Here is a 23,742-nt window from a genome sequence, read left to right as displayed (position 1 = left end):
TCAGACCCCCGATAGCGTGTACTCGACGAAGCATTCAAGTCACCTAACACACTCATTCTCGATCTCGACTTGATTGGTGTCCCTCGGTTGTTTCGTATCGGTCAATTCGCTCGTGTACTATTGGGCATTGATCGTTTAATTGGCGCAATCCTTTTGCGTCCGCTCAGCGAGTGTAAGTCCCGTTATGGCTGCACACTCGGCCGTTCCGATGCTCGGCCTTGGAACGTACCGCAATACCGACCACGAACAGTGTCGAGAGAGCGTTCGAACGGCGCTTGAGATCGGCTACCGTCACATCGACACCGCGGAAGCGTACGGAAATGAGGAAGCGGTGGGCGAAGGAATTGCCAATTCCGACGTCCCTCGGGAGGACATATTCCTAGCGACGAAGGTACTCCATCCAAAGTTCGCCGCTGGATATAGCTACGACGACGTAATCGAGGGTGTACACAGCTGTCTGACCCGACTCGATGTTGACCGTGTCGACCTCCTGTATGGCGTTCACTGGCCAAGCGGTGGCTACGACCCCGAGATAACATTTCGGGCGTGCGCCGACCTCCATGACGACGGAGTTGCGGATCAGATTGGCGCATGTAACCTGTCGCCGGGGCTGCTGGACGAGGCACAGGCGGCGTCGGACGTGCCAATCAGCGCTCTCCAAGTGGAAATTCATCCGCTCCTCCCACAGCGGGGACTCCGTGATTACTGTGCAACTCACGACATCACCCCCGTTGCGTACGCACCGCTAGGAAATGGGGCAGTGCTCGATGTTCCGGAAATTCAGGACATTGCGGCGAAACACGGAGTCAGTGAAGCACAGGTCACCCTTGCATGGCACCGGGAGAAGGCCATCCCCTCGATCCCGAAGGCCACCGGGGAAGAACACATCCGAGACAACTGGGAGTCACAATGTCTCGACCTCGACGATACGGATATCAAGACGATTGACTCACTGGATCGGGACGAGCGTCAGTACGATCCTGACTATGCCCCGGACTGGTGATCGTAACCCTGCTCTTCGGACGAAGTTCGTTACTCCTCTGATTCACCAATGGTATTCGAGAGTGTACCGATTCCGCCGATCTCAACCGCGATGGTATCGCCCTCCGTCATGGAAATGTTCTGGAACTCACCCACACCCTCTGGCGTTCCGGTCGCAATCACGTCGCCGGGATGGAGCGTCAGCCGACTCGCTGCATAGGCGACCAGTTCTGCCGTGCTGTAGATCATCAGACTCGTTTCTTCGTCTTGCATCACGTCACCATTGTATCGGGACGTGATGCGTAACGACTGCGGATCTGAGATTTCATCAGTCGTCACGACCGTCGGGCCGACCGGCGTCGTTCCTTCCATGGCTTTTGAGGAGAACCAGTCCAGTGCGTCGCTCTCACCGGCACGAAGACGCTGGACGTTCCGAGCGGTCACGTCGTTGAGAATCGTGTACCCTGCGACATAGTCTAAGGCCTCGTCCACCGAGACGTTTCGCGCCGGTTTGCCAATGACTGCGGCGAGTTCACCCTCGTAGTCGAGGCGCTCGACGACATCCCGGTGGTACTGAATGGATTCACCGTGTCCAACCAGCGAGCGGTATAGTTTGAGGAAAATCAGCGGCCGCTCGAACTCCCTGTCGGTTACCCCAGCCTCCTGGATGTGGGAGTGATAGTTGAGGGCCACCGCGAATACCGTGTTCACCGGCGTTGTCGGCGGGAGATAACTGATCGCCGCCGGCTCGTATGTCTCGTTACTCTCCGGCACGGAGTCACCCTTCGTCATTCGCTCGAGTAAGTCACTGAATCCATCGACCCTCTCAGTAACGTCTTCGACCACCCCATTTTGGGAGACACCGACCCGAACGCCATCCTCCGTTGCAAATCTGAGCAAGCGCATGGCATCCACACAATCGACGACGTACTCTAAAGATATTGTGTTGTGTTAGCATACACCAATCTTGTGGATACGCTTGCCTACCCGTGTGCATAGACCCCTGGGAAGTTCGTCTACCGCTGTTCCGGTCGGAGCGCGTTGAATCGCGACCTGAGGACGCTTCGGGCTGATCCCAACTCGTCGCCTATTCGGAGCAGCCGATAGCCCTCGTCAATGGCCGATTCAGCGTCAGCGGTGTCATCGGTGACGTATCCGACGGGAATGTCCGCGTCGAAACACGCGTTTTTGGCCCGCTCAACCGTGCGCTGAACGTCGGGGTGGTTCTGCTCAAGTGGGTGGCCGAGCGAGACGGACAGATCCGAGGGGCCGATGAAGACAAAGTCGAGTTCTGGAACGGCTAATATCTCCTCGATATTCTCGACGGCCGCCTGCGTCTCGATCATACATCCTACCGATACTGTCTCGTCGTGCTCGGCCACCTGGACGGCCGATCGAGTCCCCCACATACTACCTCGTCCTGCACTTGCACCATATGCGCCGGGCTTCCCGTCGTAGACGAACCGCGATGCCTCGATTGCGCGCCGGATCTCTGACGGGGCGTCGATACGTGGAATCAGGATCGACCGAATACCGGTTCCAAGCACTTTTCGAACGACAGTCGGATTGCTCGTCGGGAGTCGCACGAGGGGATCGATTCCCGACGCATCGGCCGCTCGTGCTAGCCGTTCGACTACGCGGCTATCGGTGGGACTCGCGCCTGTGTGTTCAAGATCGAGCCAGACGAAATCCAAACCGATAGCGCCGTACAATTCGACGACGGCGGGCGCCGTGGTTGTGGCCCTGGCGCCGAGCACCACCTGTCGCTCGTTGATGAGATTACTGAGATAGCGGCGTTCAGCCATATGCCTTTCACGACGAGTAGCTCATTCAATCTAGTGGTATGTCAACAAGACCCGTCACGTACTCTCCTCATCGTTCGGTCTCTACGCTTGCTACGTATGCGATATGAGTGGATCCAATAGTAACAACGTTGTATGCCACTCAGTATCAAACTGCTCTCAACGCTTGAAATCCCGGAATTTACCGGATAACTAATATTTTTGGTCTAGCGTATCACATGTACGGTGTTATGCAACGCGTTCGATTCCGAGATCCAGCCGGTTCAATACGTCTCGGAGAATGGGTGGAGGATGGCGTGGTGTTCTCGAACCAACGGTACGACCTGAACGAAGTGACGATTCTACCACCGGTCGAACCGAGCAAGATCGTCTGTATCGGGCTAAACTACGCCGACCATGCCGAAGAGACTGATTCAGACGTTCCTGAGCGGCCGCTCCTGTTCCTCAAGGCACCGAACACACTCGCCGCCCATGGCGACACCATCACGCTTCCACCGGACAAAGAGCGGATTGACCACGAGGCCGAACTGGGCGTTGTCATCGGCGAACAGTGTCGCAACGTTCCGGCTGACCGGGCGGAGGAGGTCATCGCGGGCTACACTTGTGTCAACGATCTCTCGAATCGTGACGACCAACGTCAGGAGCAGAACTGGGTCAGAGGGAAGTCCTTCGACAACGCTGCACCTATGGGTCCCGTCGTCGCGTCACCGGATCTCGTTCCTAAGGATGCGTCGATCGAACTTCGCAAAAACGGCAAGGTCCAACAGGAATCCACCATCGACAATCTGATCTTCTCCGTCCCCGAATTGATCGAAGAGATCACGAAGCTCGTCACCCTCGAACCCGGCGACGTGATCGCAACGGGCACTACCTCTGGCGTTGGTCCAATTAGCGACGGCGACACCATCGAGATCACGATTGAAGGCGTCGGGACGCTCCGTAACGATTTCGTCGCTAAGGAGTTTACGGGGGACATCGAGCACGACTTTATGCCCGATCACTAAGCACTTTGATCCGTACTTTTCGGCCGATCAACGGAGAGAGTTGTTTCGCTCTAACGCAGGAATCTTTTTGCGTAGCATCGGAGTACCAATAGCATGGTAGAGTATCACACACTCTCTGCAGCCGGTATCGCTCGACGGATACGGGACGGCGAGTGCTCACCCGTTGCGGTAGTTGACGCCCTACTTGAACGAATCGAGGCACGAAACGATCGGACAAACGCTTTCGTGACAGTAACTGCCGACCGTGCCCGTCAGGCCGCGAAGGAAGCTGAACGTGCAGTCATAGAAGGTCAATCGCTCGGCCCACTCCACGGCGTCCCGGTGGCGATCAAGGATCTCGACGACGTGGCTGGCGTGCGTACGACGTTTGGTTCTCAGCTGTTCGCCAACAATATCGCTGAGCGAGACGAGCCCTTTGTGACCCAGCTCGAGGACGCTGGCGCCATCGTGGTTGGGAAGACCAACACGCCTGAGTTCGGACTTGGCTGTACGACTGACAATCTGGTTCTCGGCCCGACGGGGACACCGTTCGACCTGGAGCGAATAGCCGGTGGCTCCTCTGGTGGTGCTGGAGCAGCGCTCGCCGACCAGCTCGTCCCGCTCGCACAGGGGTCGGACACCGGTGGTTCTATCCGAACCCCAGCGTCATGCTGCGGGGTGTTCGGTCTGAAGCCCTCGTTCGGCCGCGTCCCCAGAACGGGGCGTCCCAACGCGTTCGCCGATCTCACGCCCTTCTCCCACACGGGGCCGATGGCTCGCACCGTCGAGGATGCGGCCCTCATGCTCGACGTGATGGCGGGGTCACATCCGGGTGATCCGTTCAGCCTCCCGGACGAGGGAATCGACTATGTGTCGGCAACGCGGCGGCCGATTGACGATTTGGCGATCGCGTACAGCCCCGACCTCGACACGTATCCAATCGATCCCAAAGTGCGAACAGTGGTGGACGACGCGGTAAGTGCCTTCGAGGAGGCGGGCGCGACGGTCAAGCGAACCGATCCCGATTTTGGATGCGATCGCCATGAGATCCTCGACGCGTTCTACACGTTCGCGAAGGTGAGCTGGGAATCCCTATTTGATAATCTAGAGGACAAACACGGATTCGATCTCCGGGGCGAAGATCGCGAGAAGCTACGTCCGATCACTATCGAGACCATCCTCGAATCGGATCCGATTTCGACTCGCAAATACAAACGCGCAGATGTGGTTCGAACCAGGGTGTACGACGGTATTGTTGATCTCCTCCGCGAGTACGACTGCCTCGTCACACCGACGCTCGCGGTTCCACCGTTCGAACACGGTGACTACCCATCCGAAATTGATGGGGCGGAGATCGAACCGCTGCGCGGGTGGTTGCTTACCCAACCGTTCAACTTCTCCGGCCATCCGACCGCGTCGATTCCAGCCGGATTCATTGACGACAATCTCCCGGTTGGCATGCAGATCGTCGGTCGACGTCACGCCGATGACGACGTATTAGCCGCGAGTGCCGCCTTTGAACGCAAGCGGCCGTGGCACGATATGTATCCGAACTGAGAGCGTTCGTCAGCACGGTCGATGTGATCGGCTCCGTCGGAAACTGCAGCAGGTCGAGCTGTACGCACGCATTAAGCGGGGTGATGCGAGTTCGGTCGAGCAGAAGGTCGCCGGTATTCGGTCGGAACTCGCGAACAAATTTGATAACGGGTATCCAGTCCGCCGTGACGAACTCATCGCCGCCGTAACAAAGCAGCCACAGACGACAACGAAGAAGACTCGTGCGAAGTTAGCCCGGAAAGTACTCGACCACGACACGGTGGGGTATGTGGAGAGTCCGACGACGCCGGACGTGTTCCTGCCGCGTGAGCACGTTCGACGGAATATGGAACAGCTGGGCTTGCCGGGGATCTTGGCTGGCCCCAAGTACGATCGGCTGCAGGCGGACTCCGAGTTCGCCGACCTGTCGAAGGCCGACACGATCGAGGGGATCAAAGTCGCGCTCGTGCGGCTCGCCATGGACGCTGATATGGGCGGCAAATATCGGCTGACCGCAGAACAGATCCGGGAGCGTGTGTTCGGCACTGCCGAGGCCGTGCGCGTCGATACGATTCGGCGGTACATGACCGAGATCATCGAGGCAGAGGGATTCACGGCAACGACCGTGGAGGGGACTGGAGCGAAGGCCGTTCGGGTGGATGTCCCGACGATCAGCAAAACGGATGTCGATTTCCTCGAAAACGCGAATCTCGCCAAGACGTACGACTACGAAGACGCGCCGGATGACGGGTTAGTCGTCGATATCTCGCGTGTAGTTGCAGCTGCGACTGACGGGGAGGACGAGCGTGGCGAGCAGGATGCGATACGTGCTGAACTCGACCGACTATGTTCGGCCCCAGATCATGTAACTCGTTCATAGGGCGGGCAGCAAGATGTGCGAGTTTCGCCGGGTCCTCGCCCGAGTAGGCGTCCTGCGTCGTGACTTTCGATTTCAGGGTTTCAGTCCGCTCCCAGCCGGGGAGAATGAGTGCGTCTTCGTTGTCGCGATGCCAGACCATGACGATGCTGTCGTCGTCGGGGTCGTTTGCGAGAATGTTCGCAGGCCGGAATGCGGAGACGTCCCGTGATGTTTTCACGTCGATTTCAGTATTCGGAAAGTGGTTGGATACTAGCGACCAGAACGCCTGCGTATCAGTGATCTCGACGGTGCGCCAACTCGTGGATGACCAGTCCATGATTTCGTGTCACTGTTCACGATAGCGTATCTGGACATCGAGATCGCCGCCCTCGATGGCGAAACAGACGAGCGTCCCCGCGAAGGGCATCTCCAGCGTGTTACCAGGTTCGATATCGACCGTCACCTCTTCCTGGAAGTCGCCACCGTTGACGCGAATGAACTGCGTCGTCTCGACGGTGACGTGCACCACCTGCGTCGCCCGACGGGCGTTACAGACAATCGTGCTCGTCGGTTGTGGCCGCTCCGGGTTGCTCGCTCGACAGTCGGTGTTGGTTTCGCTGCTCGGGGGTGTCCCACGCTGGAATCGCGCCGGGTCAACGGGCCGTCCATCGAGATACACGTCGAGGGTGCCGTCCTGGAACCCCGGACCGCTAAAGTTGACGTACGACAACTGCCCGATAAACTGGTAGACATCCGCCCCACCGTTGGTCGCCCCGTGGACGAGACAGCCCTTTATGTCGTCTTCGCCGTCGATGGTGACGGCACTGGCCGGAACGTTCCCGTAGGGGTCACGGTCGAGTTTTTGGACGCCATGCGTCGGGACGAACTGGTAAAAGGTTTCGGCGCCGTACGGCGCCGTAATCGTCAGGATGTGGCGAGTACTGGTCTGGCCGACGGCACGTCCGATTCCGAGAAGGCCAGCGACGCCGCCGAGCGTCTGGAGTACCGTGCGGCGGACTGGCCCTGCTGGTGTCGATGATGACGGTGTTGTGTTGGTATTTCTCATCGATAGTCTCCCTGCTGAGTGCGTATTTCCTCTGCAACCGCCGAGCACGCACCTGGACGAGAGAGAGAACTGATGTGCAGATAACAATCCACGATTGTTTAGGCTATTACGGACTGGGAGTTGCCCAATACAAGAGGATAAGTCGGCCTTACCGATATCGCGAGGAGTGTCCCTACGACGAAGACAGAAAGGTGTGAAGATCCGACGGCGAGGGGACGATGAGGACTAGCCAAGGACTCAGCACGAGTGACCATTCGACGAAATCAAAGTTCGGTAGCGGGAACGTTGACAGATAGTAGAGGCCGAGTGGAATCGAAAGGATGCCATAGATCAGCGTCGGTGCAATTGACCCGAGACGCCTTCCAAATGTTGAACCAGTTGTCGAATACGTAGCGTCAGTGTATGGGCCGTATCTGTCGAACCTAATTGTAACGGATTCGGCGTACCGGCTGTGTACCGCGTAGTGAGCAAGTTCGTGTTATGCTATCACACACGCAAGAAGACAAACCACGATGACGAGCGTCAATTGGACAATTACTGCCGGCATGGGCAGGACGTGAGACTCACAATAGCCGAGCAGTACGATAGTTCTTCTGTTTGTGACTACGTTAGCATATCATACCCATTTCTATAAATCAATTAAAATATTACAGGCCATCAGACCATTCGTCATGTTTCTGATTGTTATGCCAGGGGTCGTCGGCATCTCTCTGCTCTCTTTGCCCTGATTGTCGGAGTTTCACTCATCGGAGCATCGATGACGATGGAGACAAGGGAACGCAGACGGCCGTTTCTGAAGCTTGCAGATTCGGACTGAACGCTTACCGTGGACTGGCCTTGTTGTCGGAGTCATCCTCCGGCGAAAGTCGAAGGTATTCTCCGCGCTCTATAGCCGGACCACCTTCTTCTTTGTAGGACGTCCATCGAACAGATGCGTATGTCTATTACGAACCACACCCTGGATGCGCTCGAGCGGGGCAATGACGTTGTTGGTGCATGGCTTCTGTCCCAAAGTCCACGTGCGGCTGAAGTACTCTCACAGACGAGTATCGACTGGATCGGTATTGATACCGAACACGCTCCATACTCCCCTGAACGCGTTGAAGCACTTGTCCGGGCAGTGGAGCCGAATACCACGCCACTCGTGCGACTTCCTTCCGTTGAAGCAGCGACCACCGGCGCAGCGAAGCACGCTCTCGACTCCGGAGCACAGGGGGTGATCGTTCCAAATGTCGAGAGTGCTGGTGACGCCGAAAATATTGTTCAGGCAACGCATTTTCCACCAACGGGTGAGCGTGGTGTCGCTGGTACCACACGAGCAAACGCATACGGAGAGAACTTCGACACCTACGTTGCGAGCGCGAACGATGAAACACTCGTCGCCATTCAAATCGAATCACCCGCTGCGATCGAATCTGTTGAAGAAATTCTTGCAGTCGATGGAATCGATGTCGCTTTCATCGGGGAAAATGACCTTTCAACCGCACTTGGCTATCCGGGCGAGACGGACCATCCAGCGGTAACGCGGGCTGTCGAGCGAGTCCTGGACGTCGCGATGAAAAACGATGTGTATCCTGGTATTGCTGGTCGAACACCAGAGATACAAGCTGAGCGGTCTGCTCGGGGATTCACGTTTTTCCTTCTTGGAGCTGATTTGAGCTTTATGCGTCGTGGCATCGAGGACTATCTGCTCGAATAAGTGAATGACCTCAGTAGTAAGGAGTCCACTGACGGCGACGCTGCCTGACGAGAGACTGGGCGATGATAGTGGAATCTGTTGATTTATTCATTCTTGGGGAATCGCTGCGTCGCGAACGGTTGAAAACGCTATTTTTTGAATCTCATCAGGGCAGCACTGCTCGAATGCGAGTTTGCCGAGATTCACGATTCGTTTGTCGTCTCCGTCGTCGCAGTCTTGGGAATACTCGAGATCCGATACCAACGACGAACACAGGAAATTGCTAGGCATGCGAATACGACGATAGCTGCCCGGATTCACGGGTATGAAAATACATACGGAAAGTCACTCATATATCGAGGCGTTCGAGTGAGCCGTAGAGTTCTTCGTTCTGAATATGAGTACAGAACTGTGCGCAGAGCCGACAGCAGTCGGCGGCATCCGTGAACGTCCGGACACTCGCGTCCCAGCGTGCATGGACTGCCCCCAGCATCGCACTTCGAACGGTCGGTTCGGTCACGACCATCACCCGACGCGTATGCTTTGGTGGCGTGGCATCGACTGCTGGTCCCTGCATGCTGTTGCTCGGCAGTAAATCCTCGAGGACGCTCCCAATTTCGATACCGACGCCGAGATTATCACCGACCTGTGGCGCGACGAAAATGGTCGCATTGCTTGCTTGCGCGAAGGCGATACTCTGTGTCGCAGCGTCCATCTCATCGAGTGGGATTCCGACGTCGATCGCGAGGAAGGCGTTGAAGCCCCGCTCGCGGAGACAGTCACGCGTCTCTTGGAGGAGGCGTAAGACCTCGTCCTCGGCGTACTCGCCGCTGGCGTCATTCCACGTCGCAAACGAGGGTACGTCGGTCTCGACATCGGCATCGTCCGGTAGCAGGGCATCGATGTCGAACGTTCGATAGGGGCCCATCAGATAGACGAGAAACTGCTCACGTCGAACCGAGGGGAGGGCAACCGAGTCACCGACCGCCCGAGGGAGATTCTCGATAATCCGATCCCGCATTTGCATCGTCGATTCGGACAGCCAGTATATAAATCCCGGTGTTATCAGGAATCTTCTAGTAGAGAACGACTAAGTACGTGGCGCTGTAATCGTCTACGTGAGGCAATTCCGATGGCCGAAACTGACCGCCGTCCCACGGACGACGTTCGCCAGCCGGAGCCGCCGCTCCCCGAAGAGAGCGGGCTGACGCTCGAGGAGTACCTCGCAATGCAACAGGCGATCGGTCACCCAACGCGATTTCGCATCCTCCGAACGCTCGTCGTCAACGACGAACTGAGCGCCGCCGATCTCAGGACGGCGGTCGACGTTGCATCCCACAACTTCCACTACCACCTCGACGAACTGGTCGACGTCGGGCTCGTCGACAAGCGCCAGCGACGAACCGCCGACAGTCAAGGCTTCTACACGTACTACCGACCAACCGCGATGGGGCGCGGCATCCTCGAGCACGGTGTCGAGGAGTTGATGCGCCGTGAACGTGAGTTCAACGACGCCTATTCGTGATTAGATTTCACACCTTGCTTATTGATCTCGACCAGTGGGCCACTGAATGGCTCTAGTTCCCACGCATATAACCCAGCGGGAGGGGGAGAGCTGATACCGGCCACCGTGTCCGTGGTCGGAACTGCATGGTCGTCGGACTCTCGCGAGAGAGTTCGCTACATGACCAGCGTGATGCGTCACAAAGAGAGTGGTGGAGAGTTATCAGTTCGCCACCGCTCTTGAGAGTGCGCGACGGGTCGGTGTCCTGGGATATGATAGCGACCAGTGTGCTGGTCGAAGCCGAACCGATCAGCACTCCCAATAAACGATTCGAGTCACGTTCCTAAACCAATTTGGCTAGTGGGTTGACAAATTCGCAGTTATACTGATAATTTCTTATAATTAGTGATAATTATCCACCAAGACGGCAGAATATTAAGATACTGCGCGAAACTAGGGATGCACGGCTCACAACACCACATTCCACCTCCACTCAAAACTATGACAGACGAGCCATCGAATACCGACAGCACTGCGACCGAGTCCGCCCCCCAACCCGCCGAGATAACATACGAAATCGGAGAGACCGAACTGCCGAGCGAAGCCGTCGTGCAGGCAACTGCCGCCCTAACGAACACGCCACCCAACGAACTTGAGCCGCTCTATGATGTGATGGACCCCGACCATCTTGATGGCCTGTTTGACGATTCGAGCACCCACTCCCTCGATGAAGAAAGGACGATGGAGTTCAGCTACAACGGCTGCCAGGTGGCCGTGACGACGGAATTTGTCGTCGTTCGAAGAAACGAATAGATTACCCGATGACGGGTGACCAAAGCTGGAAGCACCCCATCTTGAGTGGTCGTGGTCGGGGACACATCCGTTGCGTTTCGCACGTGAATCGGCAAAGGGACTGAACCTACCCATCGTCCCTTCGTCCAGCGTGCCAACCATGGAGAAGTGCTGAGAGGAAGGGCGTCATCTTCCGCAGTCCTTGGCCCAACTACTTATTGTTGTGCATTTACAATAAGGGGCAAGATGACCAGCAGAGAGTACCGACGGAGGACAACAGTTCTGTCTGATCCCTACTATCGGGATATATTGTCCCTCCTCGACGATGCTCCACAGCCGCTCCACGTCACCGAACTGGCCGACCGACTGGTCAAGCAAGACGAAACGGTGATACGGTCCGACAAGTTTGAGCAGCGGCGCAAACGAGAACGGCTCCAGTTACACCATAATGCGCTTCCGAGACTCGCAGATCATGGGATAATCGACTACGACCGCGAGACGAATATCGCTTCGTCTCGAAACGATGTCGGGGGTGAGGTCGATTGGTTCGATGGAGACATGCTCGACGAGGTGCTGGCGCAATTCGACACCGATCGACAGTCCAGTGAGAACTCGATCGGGGTTCTCGAAGGGCGTCAAGCAGCGATCGAGTACGGCAGACAACTTGCCGACGAGACAGAGGAAGAATTGTTCTGCATGTACGTCAGCACCGATCTACTCGAAGAAAAGTGTCTTCGTCACGCAGAAGACGCCATCGACCGGGGTGTAGAAATATTCTTGGGGTCGCAGAATGCTGACGTCCGCGACCTGACCCGCAGAAACCTGCCAGACGTCACACTCTGGGAACCCCAGCGTGGGTTGTTGAACGCACTACCGGGATACCCGAGAGTCGGTCGCTTGGTTCTCGTCGACCGCCGAAAGGTCATGCTCGCAATTCTGGACGAGCCGAATTCGGATGGCAGTTACCCCAAAGAGACGGCACTGATCGGCGAGGGTGAGGACAACCCGCTGGTCATCCTCGTTCGGGAACTCCTTGGACCACGACTTGATCATCTTGACTACCAGAGTGTAGATTGCCACAGCGAACTCCACTCATGACAATATCACAATGACAGACATGCCTCCGAATAACGACAAAAATGGGAACGAGACTGCCTCCCAGCCCACTGAGATCACATACGAAATCGGTGAGACCGAGTCACCGAGCGAAGCCGTCGTACAGGCAACTGCCGCCCTGACGAACACCCCAGTCCTTGATCTCGACCCGCTCTATGATGTGATCGATCCCGATCACCTTGATGGCCTGTTTGACGATTCGAGTACCCACTCCCTCGATGAAGAAAGGACAATGGAGTTCAGCTACAACGGCTGCCAGGTGGCCGTGACGACGGAATTTGTCGTCGTTCGAAGAAACGAATAGATACCCGATGACGGGTGACCATAGATCGGAACACTCCGTTTCGAGTGGTCATTGGTCGGGGACGCATCCGTTGCGTTTCGCACGTGAATCGGTAACGGAACAGAGCCTGCCCATCGTCCCTTCGTCCAGCGTGCCAACCGTGGAGAAGGGGGCAACTGCGACACTTGCATCTACCAGTCACCATGATCAGGGAGCGTAGGACGGAAACCACGAGCAAAGGAGCGAAAAGGAAGGCCAATGATGGGAGCTCTCACAACCTGGCAGTGACGACAACGGCTGGCTGATGGCGTGTGATAGTGTACAGTACTTGTGCTTGGGTGCGAGGGGAGAGCTATTGTAAGAGCTCAACTCAACCATGAGACGGAATCGTAATTACAAGGCCATGATTCACGGGTTTCTCACCCAGCCTGGCATCGACCGTGCCGAGGATGTGATTCCAGAGGTGGGGCGTGATCTCAACGTTCTATGTACTTTGACTAGCGAGAGCAGCCAGTGTCCGATGTATGCGCTCACACTGCGCCAGGGAACCACTCGAACGCTTCGAGGGTGACGAGGTAAACATCGAACACGGGGAGATAACGAATCACGTACTCGGTCGGGTAGTATCCCGCCTTGGCGAACACCTCCGGGGTGCTGATCGGTGCGTGGACGTCGTCCGGTTTTGATTCGAGATATTCCGTCGTGATCATCGGCTCGACGAACGTGAGTTCACCGACATCCCCATTAGCAGGATTATATGCGCCCCAGATGAGGGTGTGCGTGAATTTCTCACCCTGAAATTCTGGTGCCATCGGATTCACGAGATGTTCACCCATCTCGGGGACGATCTCTCGTGGTGCGCCGAGTTCGTCACCGGTCACATAGCCAGACGGGCGCTGCTCATCGGGAATCATATACTCGGCAGTCCCAGGTTTGATTGCTTCGACTGCTTCTTCCTCCATGAGATAGAAGTGGATATCGAAATGGGGCAGTCCATAGATCGGGGCTGGGGCATGCCCCCCCGGGTTCCAGTCCAATCCCATGAACGTGAAGTTCGACCCAGCGACCTGTGGAAGATTCATATGAACCTTCAGCAGCTCGTCTGGGAGCCCCTTGAGCGCTCTCGCGGTAATGAGGACGCCGAGCATTCCAAGGCGTCCACGAACATCGGGGAGCGCAAACGTTGCGATGCGTCCATTACCGAATGGCTCGTTTGCACCGAGGCCGAATTGTGCTTTCGACTGTGAGTCCTTGGTTGCCGCTGCAGAACCAATCGTGAGTGGAGCAAGGGCTCCACCGGCCGCACTCCCCCCAATCGCTTTAAGTATCGTACGCCGCGGCCACTTGCTCTCTTGGTCAGGGATAATTTCCTCGACGCCAGTCATCGTAGCTATGCCTCTCTCGATCGAAGTGTCCGAGGCCATTTTCTCACCAATAATAATTAACGTCTCGTAGCAATATATAGCTTGACTACCTTACCTGTGTTCGAGGAGAAAGCCCACGACTTTAGTCGTGGGTGGATGTCAATCTGGCTGATACGGATTCGTCGCAGTATCGAGTCGGTAGACATCCTGAGCGGCGTCGAAGTCATCGTCGAATGCGTAGAGATAGCCGAGCCCTTCTGTCTGCATGTACGCGACGAGGCAGGCGTCAACGAACGAAAATCGCTCGTACTGGCGGAAGAGTGCTTTCGCGGTGGCGAAGGCGTCGGTGGTCAAGAACTCGATGTGAAAGCGTGCGTTCTCCTCCAACCGGTCGAGGAAATCCGTCGCAGCGTCATGCCCAGCGTGCGTCGTCAGTCCGTTCAATGTCTCCGCAAGCACGTAATCGAGGACGACCGCCTCTGGGAGATCTGCCGTGTCTACGCCCTGTACGATGGGGAGAGCAGCATCGTGTGCACTGTCTCGGCGGTAGGCGGCAGCGAAGAGAACGGTCGTGTCGACGAGTGCGCGTGGCATTCAGTTGTCGTCGACGCCCCATGCGTCGTGTTCGGTCGTCACGTCAGTCTCATCGTCACCGTCGTAGCCGTCGAAGTCACTGAACGTCCCACTGCGCCGCTGGACGACCTGGACGCGGATCGTGCCGTTATCTTCGATTTTCCAGCGCAGTTTATCGCCATCGTCGATATCGAGTTCACGACGGATCCGTGCGGGGATGTTCGCTTGGTTCCCCGAGACCTTGCTCTCGGAGTCGACGCGTTCACTGCTCATACGTAACACGAGGAGAGCGCCCACTATAAAAGTAGTGTGTGCTCACACTATCTCCATGACGACAGTACGCCAACAGATGATTGGATGCCGAACGAACGCCTCTCGGTGCTCGGTGAAGAAGCACTGGACGAACACGTCACAACCAGCGACAGACGTGCCGTCGCACTCTTCGAGCACTGGCAGGAGTGGTCGACGAACACACCCAAGGGTATTCTTATGAAGCCGCGAGACAGCCTCAAGTCGATGCTCTCGACAGCGACCGACGAGTATCTCGTCTGGAAACAGGTGTATCGGACCTGTCGGCGCGTCGAACAGCTGTCGAAGGGCCGGATCATGTTCTTCCAGCACGACAGCCACGGCTGGATGCGCACACAACACCGGCCGTTCGCGTCGGATCACGCCACATCCACTGGACAGACACCATCGTCAGTGGCCACTAGGGAACGCCGTCAGAATCCCCATCCCGAGAGGCGTGCGTTCTAACACAAACCAAAACACCACGACACGAAGCACTGGAAACAACCATCGACTACTGCCACGTAGGTCGTGGTTTGCGGGTGGTTTGTGGGTGTAGATGGAACGGTGATATATGAAGAGCTTCTGGCAACGGCGTCAGTATCGTGGAGAAAAGAACGTGGCTACGTCGTCGGCTGCATGGCGTGCACATTAGGATGGTAATTGTTTACGCTCACTACACATCTTCATTTGGTTCGTCTATATCTTGAATAGAGATATCTCTACTATTTGTAACGTGGACTTTGTATCCGTTATAGGGGAAGATAACACACCCCTCTGTGGAATCTGTCGTATTCCCGGGAGTCTGAAAGAGAGCAGCTAGAGCCTCAGGATCGATCACATCATAGATAGGGGGATCAAGTTCGGTTGGATCTACTCCCTCCACTTCAGCTATCGTTGTGACGATCCTCATCGGAATCGTGTCAGCTTGGATTTCATTCTGGCGAATGTTGCTCATCCCGCTCCGCTAGGATTCATACCGTGAAAAATATCGCGGATAACAACTTCCAGAAAGACGTGCATGAATCGACTTCATGCCAGAATCTACAATCGGTCACTCAAGAAGAACGTGTTTCAGGTATCGTCTAAACCTCATTTCCGGTTGAGGACATTAGCATGTTGTGGATAGACATCTTTGATGAGGATTTCTTCATTAATATCGATACCAAGGTCATCTATCGAAGTGGCTAGTCGAGTAATGTCCTCGCTATCGTTACCAACAACCTCGATATGTACGTTTTCTCCACCAGTCATCAATTCCCTAATATTTACAACACCAGAAATTTCAAGCACCTGTTGAATAAGGGCAGTACGCTCTGTGATTGATGTTGTACAAATGAAAAGCACGTGAAAGGGAAAGAGAGTTCGTTCATAGGCAATCTCAGGTTGATAGCCTTTGATGACACCGTTATGTTCAAGCTGAGTGATCCTGTTGCCAACAGTGCTTGGCGAGACCCCTACTCGTTCACTTATTTTGGCGTTTGTGTTGTTTCGTGCGTCCTCTTCTAAGAGGTGAAGGATTTGCCAATCAACCTCGTCAAGTAGTTTATTGTTCATGGAAGGTACTGGTACCACGGTTCAATTTCGTAGTAGAAATCCTCCTCATAGCTCACTACTGTCGCTAGAACTATTTAAAGTAAACAGGCTGTGAGTAGTGCTTCGAGTTTTGGCTTCTCTCAATAGCGAACGACCTCACTCCGTCGAGCGGAGGACGGAAGGAAATCAAATGGTGGGAGCTTTCACAACCTGGCAGTGACGACAACGGCTGGCTGATGGCGTGTGACAGTGTACTTGTGTTGGCGTACCAGGGAGCGTGGTTGTGAGTCGACTTCGTTGGATTCGTCGAGCAGTGGATTATGCCCATTTTCGGACGAAAAGTATGGCGAGTACGAGAATCAGCACCGCTTGGATTGCTTTGTCAAACAGGCCAAGTGGATCATAGATATTCGGCCATCGGAGGATGAAATACGCGACGAACTGAATGCCCGTGTAGATGATCCCGACACCGTACAGCAGTGGTTGATTTATACCGAGATAGAGCAGTACAAGCGCACCAAAAAATCCCAAGCCCGCCAATAAAAATAGGATTCCGATGATTCCCTCATCAAGATCTTCAATACCTTCATAAATATGAATCACACCGGTGAGAAACACGAGAACAATCCCAACGTAGTCAAGACTGGTAAGCGCTGATCGCTGTTGAACCTGGGAGGCTGGCTCAGTGGTCACAGATGCTGCACAATCCCAACGAGATTAGCCGCATCGGCCGCCCATTAGTGACTCACCCATACGTGAACGGTATACAACGCCTGGGAGAAGACGGGTGAAGAACAAAGTCTGTTCCGCGTGAAGTGGAAACCGAACACGAGACGTGGAGCCAGGAAGATGGCTCGCTTCTCGAAGCCAGTACGATGAATCCACTCACGAAAGGCAAGATCACGCTCAACGTGTGGCGTGCTAAATGGGCGACCCGCTCGGAGATAGAGACACGGCAGCGACGACGGCTGGCGGATATGCTCTCCTTTGTCCGGCGACAGTCTCGGTTTTACAAGCAACACTATGCAGACGTTCCCGAAGGCAGTACCAACCTCGAAGCGTTTCCTCCTGTAACAAAATCGATGCTGATGGAGAACTTTGACGATGTTGTCACAGATACGGCGATCACGAAAGCCGAGACCGATGCGTTCGTTGCTGACGAGTCGAAAATCGGCCAGCGATTTCTCGACCGCTATCCGATCTGGACCACGTCCGGGACTACCGGCGAGCCCGGTATCTTCGTCCAGGACGATATGGCTCTGACGCTCCTCAACGTTCTCCCCGACCGCTGGATACTCGATGTATTCTTCGGCATCGACCCGCTCAGACGTCTCGCCGAGCACAACCTTCGACAGGCCGAAATCGCGGTCACCGGCGGTCACTTTGCCGGCGCCTCCGGAATGGCACTGCTGCAGCGTGAATCGACATTCCTTGAGAACCGGGTTCGGATGTTCTCACCGACACAGCCACTCACCGACCTCGTTGCGGAGCTGAACCGTTATCAGCCCGCTCTCCTTGTTGGATACGCAACCGTTCTCCGGGAACTGGCACGAACCCAGCGGGACGGTCGCCTCGACATCAACCCCGCAATTGTCTGCCCCACAGCAGAGCCTATCTCGGAGTCGGAGAAACGAGACCTCGAGCGGGCATTCGACTGTGCAGTACGCGAGCTGTATGGTGCGACTGAATTCTTTCCGATCGCGGTCGAGTGTGGCCACGGGAACCTTCACGCCAACATCGACTGGGTCGTCGTCGAACCGGTTGACGAGGACTACCAGCCGGTCGACCCCGGTGTTCCCTCGGAGACGGTTTTGATAACGAACCTCGCGAATCGCGTGCAGCCGCTCGTTCGGTACGACCTCGGCGACAGCATCACGATGTATGACGAGCGCTGTTCGTGTGGGAGTGGGTTTCCCATCATCGAGGTCGAGGGGCGGCAAGGTGATGTCCTTCACTTCGAGACGGCGGACGGACGAGAGCGCCCGGTCTTTCCGCTTGCACTCTCGAGCGTGGTCGAAGAGGTGCCCGGGGTGCGTCGAACGCAACTCGTTCGAACGGCACCGTCCGTCATTCGCGTTCGCCTGGAGATGACGTCCGAGTGTGACGAAGCGATCGTATGGGAGCAAGTGAGAGCGGATCTCCAGGCGTTTCTGGATGACCAGGGTATCACCGGAATCACCATCGAAGCCACGTCAGACGTTCCACAACGAGATTCACGGAGTGGGAAATTCCGTCACGTGTGGTCCGACCTGGAGGAGTAGCCTCCTCGATTCGGTGGTCGACCGTTCAAAGATGAGGCACTCAGGTAGTTGTTAACTATCCACTTCGTGGAAGCCTCATGCTTTAGGGCGGGGGAGGATGTCAATACGCCTCTTGCAGGAGGTCATATAGATCCCTTGCGTGGCACATACCCATGCCTGATGAATCCGGTTTTGAACCGAAGAACACCACGCCATCATGCACTATCACTGGTGTAAAGTGATTGCCATCGTCGGAAAGCTTCTTCACTCGCTCACCCGACTCTGCGTTGTACAGACTCACTCCTTCAAAAGGCTGTGACACGAATAGGCCATCGTGGTTCGCCGGGAAATCCGTACGCAGATCCGATGCACGCTGGTGACCTCTCTGGGATGGCACCCGCGTCGATACTCACTGCTGGGTTCGATCCGCTCCGTGACGGTGGGACAGCGTATGCGGAGCGACTCGTCAGCGAGGAATTTCGGTTCGGTATCGTGACTACGAGGCCATGAAACACGGCTTTCTCACCCAGCTTGGCATCGACCGGGCCGAGGACGCGATTGCGGCGTAGGGCGTGATCTCACCGATGCGCTGTTGGTGTCCTGATTCATCTATCTGCAGTATCGGCAGGAACAATACACAGACGGTTGGATACGACAGCCGAAAACCGAGCTGTCCGTTGAGAGGGTGACGTGCTACTCGATCTGGTGCTATCTCTACAATCTGGAATAGCGATAAATAGGTTACAGACTACTGTGCCTTACCCTGCGTGTGCTTCTCGTAGTCTATCAACGTCGATCTTCTTCATTTGAAGCATTGCTTCCATGACTTCCCCCGATTTTTCGGCATCATCGTCCTGCAAGAGTTCGGGTAATACAGCCGGCACGATCTGCCATGATATGCCGTAGCGGTCGGTCAACCAACCGCACTGCCCTTCCTCTCCACCGCCCGCGGTGAGTTCTTTCCAGAAATAGTTAACCTCCTCCTGATTCCGACAGTCAACAATGAACGAAATCGCCCCGGTAAAGCTGTACTCATGTTCTCTTGCGCTATCCATCGCCGCGAACTGTTGCCCTTCGAGTGTGAAATCGGCAAACATGACAGTTCCCTCCTCGTCCGGTTCCTGATCCGGGCCGTAGCGGGCGATTTCGCCGACTCCCGACTCATGGAATATCGATGTGTAAAAATCGATTGCCGCTTCCGCGTTACCACACTGCTCACCGACAAACAGCAATGACGGCACGATCTTCCGCTCTGGAATGTAGTCGGCGAATAGTAGCTGCCATGAGACGCCATACTTGTCTTCGGTCCAACCGTACCGTTCGCTGAATGGGTATTCGTCAAGCGGCATGAGCTCAGTCCCACCGTCCGACAACTGTGCCCAGAGTTCGTCCACTTCGGCTTTCGTCGGACAGTTAACGATGAACGAGATGGCAGGCGTGAACGTGAATTGTGGCCCGCCGTTGAGCGCGACAAATCCCTGGCCTTCCAATTCGAATGGCACCGTCATGGTGCTCCCTTCCGGTTGTCCGGAGGCGTCTGCTGACGCCGCATCGTACTGACTGCTGGTTCCGAGTGTTGAATCGTCAAAAACCGAAACGTAAAACGCCGCCGCTTCATCGGCTTCCCCATCAAACCACAAGTTCGGTGTGAGTTTCTGCATGATCTTACTCCACGATGTTCGCTATCGATCGGGGTGATTTCACTCGCGTTTCTGGGACGGTTATCGTCCCTCTTGACCTCGTTTTGTGAGTCATCGTCTGTGCTCCTCCCGGAGGTCAATCCTCCACGATAACAGAGGCTCGCAACCAAGAAATAGGAGTGCCTAGTGGAGTGTAAGTGAAGCCACTGTAGCAGTCCCAAAGATGATATGTGAATCCAACGGGGCTGATGTAAATCAGGTTAATCGCCCCTGTAGGTAGAACGTGAAATTCTCTGTTAGGACGGTCTGTGACGTTCTAGACGCAAATACGAGGTGTGAGCCCCCTGTGTCCCGATTACGTCTCGTACGTCTCATTCCAGAGAACCGTATCTAAGTGGTCGATGAATCGAGTCATACGACCATCCTCCAGTTCGCAGACGTGCGCAAAGGGAACATCGAGATGCTTGCCTGTCGTTCTGTGCATCCCATGGAAGGTACCGAGGACAACAATCGTGTCACCACCGTCGATGAACTCGTCGGCGTCGACTGTGAAATCCTCGAAGTCCTCAAGACAGGGGACGAAAACATTCTCCAGGACACCCTCAGGGCCGTGGTACGTTCCACCGTAGATGTCACCCTTCGGTTCGATCCACTCGATATCCTCGGCCATCGTGGCCATCGGGGTGTCCAGGTCGCCCTCATTGAATGCGTTGTAGACGTCCTGTACCAGTTCGACATTGCTCTTAGCAGCGGCTCTCGCCATGGTTTGTCACCAAGTAGTGTGTACGTCACCCAAAAATATAAAGTTAGATATGTGCTAGCACACCATCACCACAATTTGACACTGCTCTTCTCCCCCTCAAACGCTGTTGTATTCCGCTGTCGGCGTTGTGGCATTGCTGCTGGAGCTACTGGCTCGGCTTCATTACCAGCTCGCCGCCGACCGGTATTCAGGTTGCTGGCTTCTATCTCCACAATGAAACTGGCGGCAGCCAGGGCTTCCGAATCGGTATCACGGATAGCGGCGACACTGATACATACGATTTCGAGCTGGAGGTAGATGCCAATAGCACACTGATCAGCGAGCGTGGAACCGACGTTCGTGACGACTTCACTGTGTTTACGGCGGTCGGAGAGACCCGCGTGAGTTCGCTGGCAGTCGATCTCGCAGATGGTGAGGAGAGGTGTGTCTTTCCGGTGCTTCGGCTGGCTCCAGACGGTGAACTCACAATGTTGGGGCGAGGGTTTGATGATTGCCCAGTGAGGGTTCCAATAGGCAACTCGACTACCTCCAGCTGAAGCACCCTCGCTAATCCGTCTCTGAGGCTAGCCCACAACAATATCACGTAGAACACTTAGTGTTGCCAGCAAGCGCAAGCGAACTCGACGCCAAAGACCAGTGTGACCGCTACGAACTCACTCCTACCAGCATATACACCGGGGTGCAAACGCACACTAGCATCGAAGATGTTCCCTACCCGGACACTCCCCACTCTGAGACACACACCACGACACATGAACACACGGGACACCGTCCTTCCGATGAAAACAGTGACCCAGAGCGGGGGTGTGAGCGATGAACGACCACCAATCGCCCACCGACCACACCCCTCGTCCTGAGTGTAGTACCGCCATACAGAGGCCGGATTCGAAGTGGCACACCTTCCCCGTCAGTGATGGCATGCTCGCGTTTGACGACCCATGCACATACTGCGTCCCTGACGGGGAGATTGGCGTCGACATCGTCGTTCGAAGCAATCACAAAGGCCCCGTGCTCCATAGCCCCGAACAAACAGCGGAAATAGTGGGGGTGGACGACCGATGAGTCAGTCGATCCAGTCCGATATCACGGCTGACGACGTCGTAAAGCAACTCGAAGAACTCACTGAGCGCGTCGAGACACTCGAAACGGAACTCGACGAAAAAGACCAGCAGTTCGAGACGCTGGAAACTGAACTCGAAGAGGAACGCGAGCGAACCGATCAACTCGAAGCGCGTGTCGACGAGCTCGAAAGCGAGACCGACCAATTGGACGACGATCTCGACGATGAAATCGAACGGAACCAGCGTATCCGGGCGTCCGTTTCGCGGATCATCAACGACGTGCGTGAGTACACAAGTGAGGATGACAGCAGTGTCGACGCCACTTCACCGAACATCGTCGCCGAAGCTGCAAACGTCGGCCAAGAACTGCACGACACCATCGACCGCGCTCACCAGAATGCGAGTTTGCTGGATTTCACAACCCAACGGCCAGAGAAGGATTCGATCCACGAGAAGTATCTTAACGTCCTTGGACGCGCAGAGGAGAAAACACGCGAGAGTGGGTCACCGGTCGTCTACCTCAACTACCGCGAAGTGGCGACCCACTACGGCTGTGCGTACACGACAGACGGCTATCGCGTGATGGAGGAGATGGGCGACCGCGTGCCCGGTGTCGAGTACGTCGACGGGCATCTCGCCAATCCGGACATCGACGCCACCACGAAAGTCGAGGAGAAGAGTATTCGCGTCGAGTGGAACCATCCCGACCTTCGCGGGTGGGTTCGCGCCCACCGGGAGGGCTGATTACAACGTCATAATACGTGGGGTTCGGTGAACCCCCCGTGCGCTGCACGCCACTCACCACAGGGACACAATTTCCACCCACGACGCGCCGTGTATGCAACGGACGAGTACTGCTGAGTGCGGTTGTTTCTGCGGTGTTTCTGCGGGAGAACGGGGGAGCGCCACTGTGCTCCCCCGTTATTATGATGTTGTAATCGACTGCAACCGATAACGACTACGTCCGAAGGGACGAAGATATTATGTGTCCGACGTGAGATGAATCAAAATAAGTCGACAATAGATAAGAAAAATTATTGGGTTCCGAACACACAATTGAGTGATATATATTTAATACTAAGATTAAAAAGAGATTCTTAGTGAATTATGGTAATTGGCTCGCTTTACTCCTTCAATGGTTCGTCTATATCCGTGCTCGATTCAGGGCACTCAGCCATTCTTCGAAGCGATCTCTTGGGGGATTCAGTCAATAGAAAATAATGGAATTTCCCCGAGGAGGACATCCGACTAGAGAAACGGTACAACATCCATGGATTTTCACCAACCTTTGTACGGTCTACTTACTTCGCGGAACTCATCGCGCTCAAGCATCTTTCAATGGTCAATTTCAAATCACTTCAATATTTATCCGTGAGTTCACTCCCATCTGTAAATATATGCAATTATATTAGAAAGTGATGGAATGCTTATTAAACCAAAAAAAGCGACGGGTGATTGTTCCGCGATATATATACAGCCAGCTCAGAAAAAGTATTTAAAGCACTCTGAGAATGGTTCAGATTATGTACGAACTTCGTCCGGAATCTATTAAAACCTTCGCTCTTGTGAAGTACATTGTTGGTGACTCAAACAACTTCTCGGAAGATTTGTTTGAGCACTTCTCGACCGGGTTTGCGAAGGATTCGCCGCCGAAGCTGGAACAGTCTGAGATACGCG

At 55.3% G+C, this 23,742-nt stretch carries 24 protein-coding genes and 2 pseudogenes; 13 read left to right on the top strand and 13 right to left on the bottom strand.

The genetic code is table 11. The annotated features are described in order from the left end of the window. Positions 1–184 precede the first annotated feature (184 nt). Complete coding sequence (locus ACR3FE_RS17005; protein WP_458208564.1) at positions 185–1,003, top strand: aldo/keto reductase; 819 nt, start codon at positions 185–187, stop codon at positions 1,001–1,003. Positions 1,004–1,032: 29 nt separating this feature from the next. Here ACR3FE_RS17005 and ACR3FE_RS17000 read toward each other — a convergent pair whose 3' ends face one another. Both ACR3FE_RS17000 and ACR3FE_RS16995 read right to left on the bottom strand, forming a co-directional pair. Continuing rightward, on the bottom strand, positions 1,033–1,887 hold the full coding sequence (locus tag ACR3FE_RS17000) for a fumarylacetoacetate hydrolase family protein (RefSeq protein WP_458208563.1): 855 nt from the start codon (positions 1,885–1,887) through the stop codon (positions 1,033–1,035). A gap of 110 nt (positions 1,888–1,997) precedes the next feature. Next, positions 1,998–2,786: an HpcH/HpaI aldolase family protein gene (locus ACR3FE_RS16995; protein WP_458208561.1), complete on the bottom strand. Its 789-nt coding sequence runs from the start codon at positions 2,784–2,786 to the stop codon at positions 1,998–2,000. A gap of 227 nt (positions 2,787–3,013) precedes the next feature. Here ACR3FE_RS16995 and ACR3FE_RS16990 point away from each other — a divergent pair, with 227 nt between their 5' ends. From ACR3FE_RS16990 to ACR3FE_RS16980, 3 genes are all read left to right on the top strand, one after another. Further along, a complete protein-coding gene (locus tag ACR3FE_RS16990; RefSeq protein ID WP_458208559.1) occupies positions 3,014–3,787 on the top strand; it encodes a fumarylacetoacetate hydrolase family protein in 774 nt (257 codons plus the stop codon). A gap of 93 nt (positions 3,788–3,880) precedes the next feature. Further along, on the top strand, positions 3,881–5,323 hold the full coding sequence (locus tag ACR3FE_RS16985) for an amidase (protein WP_458208557.1): 1,443 nt from the start codon (positions 3,881–3,883) through the stop codon (positions 5,321–5,323). Continuing rightward, positions 5,283–6,182, top strand: coding sequence for a hypothetical protein (locus ACR3FE_RS16980; RefSeq protein WP_458208791.1), 900 nt, complete (start codon positions 5,283–5,285; stop codon positions 6,180–6,182). Before ACR3FE_RS16985 ends, ACR3FE_RS16980 begins: the two co-directional genes overlap by 41 nt. On the opposite strand, the pseudogene ACR3FE_RS16975 reads toward ACR3FE_RS16980, so the two are convergent. After that, positions 6,118–6,408: pseudogene (locus ACR3FE_RS16975) on the bottom strand (DUF7961 domain-containing protein); the annotation flags it as partial. The gene ACR3FE_RS16980 and the pseudogene ACR3FE_RS16975 overlap by 65 nt on opposite strands. Positions 6,409–6,507: 99 nt before the next feature. Further along, on the bottom strand, positions 6,508–7,227 hold the full coding sequence (locus ACR3FE_RS16970) for a hypothetical protein (protein WP_458208555.1): 720 nt from the start codon (positions 7,225–7,227) through the stop codon (positions 6,508–6,510). A gap of 937 nt (positions 7,228–8,164) precedes the next feature. On the opposite strand from ACR3FE_RS16970, the gene ACR3FE_RS16965 reads away from it, so the two are divergent. Beyond that, on the top strand, positions 8,165–8,926 hold the full coding sequence (locus tag ACR3FE_RS16965; protein ID WP_458208554.1) for an HpcH/HpaI aldolase family protein: 762 nt from the start codon (positions 8,165–8,167) through the stop codon (positions 8,924–8,926). A 328-nt stretch (positions 8,927–9,254) separates the two neighbouring features. On the opposite strand, the gene ACR3FE_RS16960 is transcribed toward ACR3FE_RS16965, so the two are convergent. Continuing rightward, on the bottom strand, positions 9,255–9,926 hold the full coding sequence (locus ACR3FE_RS16960) for a DUF7509 family protein (RefSeq protein WP_458208553.1): 672 nt from the start codon (positions 9,924–9,926) through the stop codon (positions 9,255–9,257). Between the two features lie 111 nt (positions 9,927–10,037). On the opposite strand from ACR3FE_RS16960, the gene ACR3FE_RS16955 reads away from it, so the two are divergent. The 4 genes from ACR3FE_RS16955 (at position 10,038) to ACR3FE_RS16940 (ending at position 12,621) form a co-directional block, all read left to right on the top strand. Next, positions 10,038–10,430: a winged helix-turn-helix domain-containing protein gene (locus ACR3FE_RS16955; RefSeq protein ID WP_458208552.1), complete on the top strand. Its 393-nt coding sequence runs from the start codon at positions 10,038–10,040 to the stop codon at positions 10,428–10,430. Positions 10,431–10,910: 480 nt separating this feature from the next. After that, positions 10,911–11,222, top strand: a complete 312-nt coding sequence (locus tag ACR3FE_RS16950) for a HalOD1 output domain-containing protein (RefSeq protein ID WP_458208551.1) — start codon at positions 10,911–10,913, stop codon at positions 11,220–11,222. A gap of 225 nt (positions 11,223–11,447) precedes the next feature. Then, positions 11,448–12,299, top strand: a complete 852-nt coding sequence (locus ACR3FE_RS16945) for a DUF7344 domain-containing protein (protein ID WP_458208550.1) — start codon at positions 11,448–11,450, stop codon at positions 12,297–12,299. Positions 12,300–12,318: 19 nt separating this feature from the next. Beyond that, positions 12,319–12,621, top strand: a complete 303-nt coding sequence (locus tag ACR3FE_RS16940) for a HalOD1 output domain-containing protein (protein ID WP_458208548.1) — start codon at positions 12,319–12,321, stop codon at positions 12,619–12,621. Between the two features lie 509 nt (positions 12,622–13,130). On the opposite strand, the gene ACR3FE_RS16935 is transcribed toward ACR3FE_RS16940, so the two are convergent. The 3 genes from ACR3FE_RS16935 to ACR3FE_RS16925 all read right to left on the bottom strand — a co-directional run bounded on the left by ACR3FE_RS16935 (position 13,131) and on the right by ACR3FE_RS16925 (position 14,810). Next, positions 13,131–13,985 (bottom strand): hypothetical protein, encoded by an 855-nt coding sequence (locus ACR3FE_RS16935; RefSeq protein ID WP_458208547.1) that lies wholly within the window; start codon positions 13,983–13,985, stop codon positions 13,131–13,133. A gap of 138 nt (positions 13,986–14,123) precedes the next feature. Beyond that, the gene (locus ACR3FE_RS16930) at positions 14,124–14,558 is read right to left on the bottom strand and encodes a type II toxin-antitoxin system VapC family toxin (RefSeq protein ID WP_458208546.1); all 435 of its coding nucleotides are present in this window, start codon (positions 14,556–14,558) and stop codon (positions 14,124–14,126) included. Continuing rightward, entirely contained in the window at positions 14,559–14,810 is a 252-nt protein-coding gene (locus tag ACR3FE_RS16925; protein ID WP_458208545.1) for an AbrB/MazE/SpoVT family DNA-binding domain-containing protein, read from the bottom strand. An 84-nt stretch (positions 14,811–14,894) separates the two neighbouring features. Here ACR3FE_RS16925 and ACR3FE_RS16920 point away from each other — a divergent pair, with 84 nt between their 5' ends. Then, a complete protein-coding gene (locus tag ACR3FE_RS16920) occupies positions 14,895–15,293 on the top strand; it encodes a hypothetical protein (RefSeq protein WP_458208544.1) in 399 nt (132 codons plus the stop codon). Positions 15,294–15,501: 208 nt separating this feature from the next. On the opposite strand, the gene ACR3FE_RS16915 is transcribed toward ACR3FE_RS16920, so the two are convergent. The 3 genes from ACR3FE_RS16915 to ACR3FE_RS16905 all read right to left on the bottom strand — a co-directional run bounded on the left by ACR3FE_RS16915 (position 15,502) and on the right by ACR3FE_RS16905 (position 17,054). Further along, a complete protein-coding gene (locus tag ACR3FE_RS16915) occupies positions 15,502–15,783 on the bottom strand; it encodes a HalOD1 output domain-containing protein (RefSeq protein ID WP_458208543.1) in 282 nt (93 codons plus the stop codon). Positions 15,784–15,917: 134 nt separating this feature from the next. After that, the gene (locus ACR3FE_RS16910) at positions 15,918–16,382 is read right to left on the bottom strand and encodes an Lrp/AsnC family transcriptional regulator (RefSeq protein ID WP_458208541.1); all 465 of its coding nucleotides are present in this window, start codon (positions 16,380–16,382) and stop codon (positions 15,918–15,920) included. 297 nt (positions 16,383–16,679) lie between these two features. Next, complete coding sequence (locus ACR3FE_RS16905) at positions 16,680–17,054, bottom strand: DUF7475 family protein (protein WP_458208540.1); 375 nt, start codon at positions 17,052–17,054, stop codon at positions 16,680–16,682. Between the two features lie 122 nt (positions 17,055–17,176). Between ACR3FE_RS16905 and ACR3FE_RS16900 the strand changes: the two genes are divergently transcribed. Beyond that, the gene (locus ACR3FE_RS16900) at positions 17,177–18,622 is read left to right on the top strand and encodes a phenylacetate--CoA ligase family protein (RefSeq protein WP_458208538.1); all 1,446 of its coding nucleotides are present in this window, start codon (positions 17,177–17,179) and stop codon (positions 18,620–18,622) included. Between the two features lie 327 nt (positions 18,623–18,949). Beyond that, positions 18,950–19,205 (top strand): annotated as a pseudogene (locus tag ACR3FE_RS16895) (alpha/beta hydrolase fold domain-containing protein); the annotation flags it as partial. A gap of 154 nt (positions 19,206–19,359) precedes the next feature. Here ACR3FE_RS16895 and ACR3FE_RS16890 read toward each other — a convergent pair. Continuing rightward, positions 19,360–20,262 (bottom strand): VOC family protein, encoded by a 903-nt coding sequence (locus ACR3FE_RS16890; protein WP_458208536.1) that lies wholly within the window; start codon positions 20,260–20,262, stop codon positions 19,360–19,362. A 334-nt stretch (positions 20,263–20,596) separates the two neighbouring features. Further along, positions 20,597–21,004, bottom strand: coding sequence for a nuclear transport factor 2 family protein (locus ACR3FE_RS16885; protein WP_458208535.1), 408 nt, complete (start codon positions 21,002–21,004; stop codon positions 20,597–20,599). A gap of 1,058 nt (positions 21,005–22,062) precedes the next feature. Here ACR3FE_RS16885 and ACR3FE_RS16880 point away from each other — a divergent pair. Next, positions 22,063–22,809 carry a hypothetical protein gene (locus ACR3FE_RS16880; RefSeq protein ID WP_458208534.1) on the top strand — a complete coding sequence of 249 codons (747 nt, stop codon included), beginning with the start codon at positions 22,063–22,065 and terminating at the stop codon, positions 22,807–22,809. Positions 22,810–23,742 lie beyond the last annotated feature (933 nt).

This window comes from Haladaptatus rarus (genome assembly GCF_054177585.1).
Note: the sequence above shows the minus strand (reverse complement) of the source record. Positions and strands in the feature narration are given on the sequence as shown.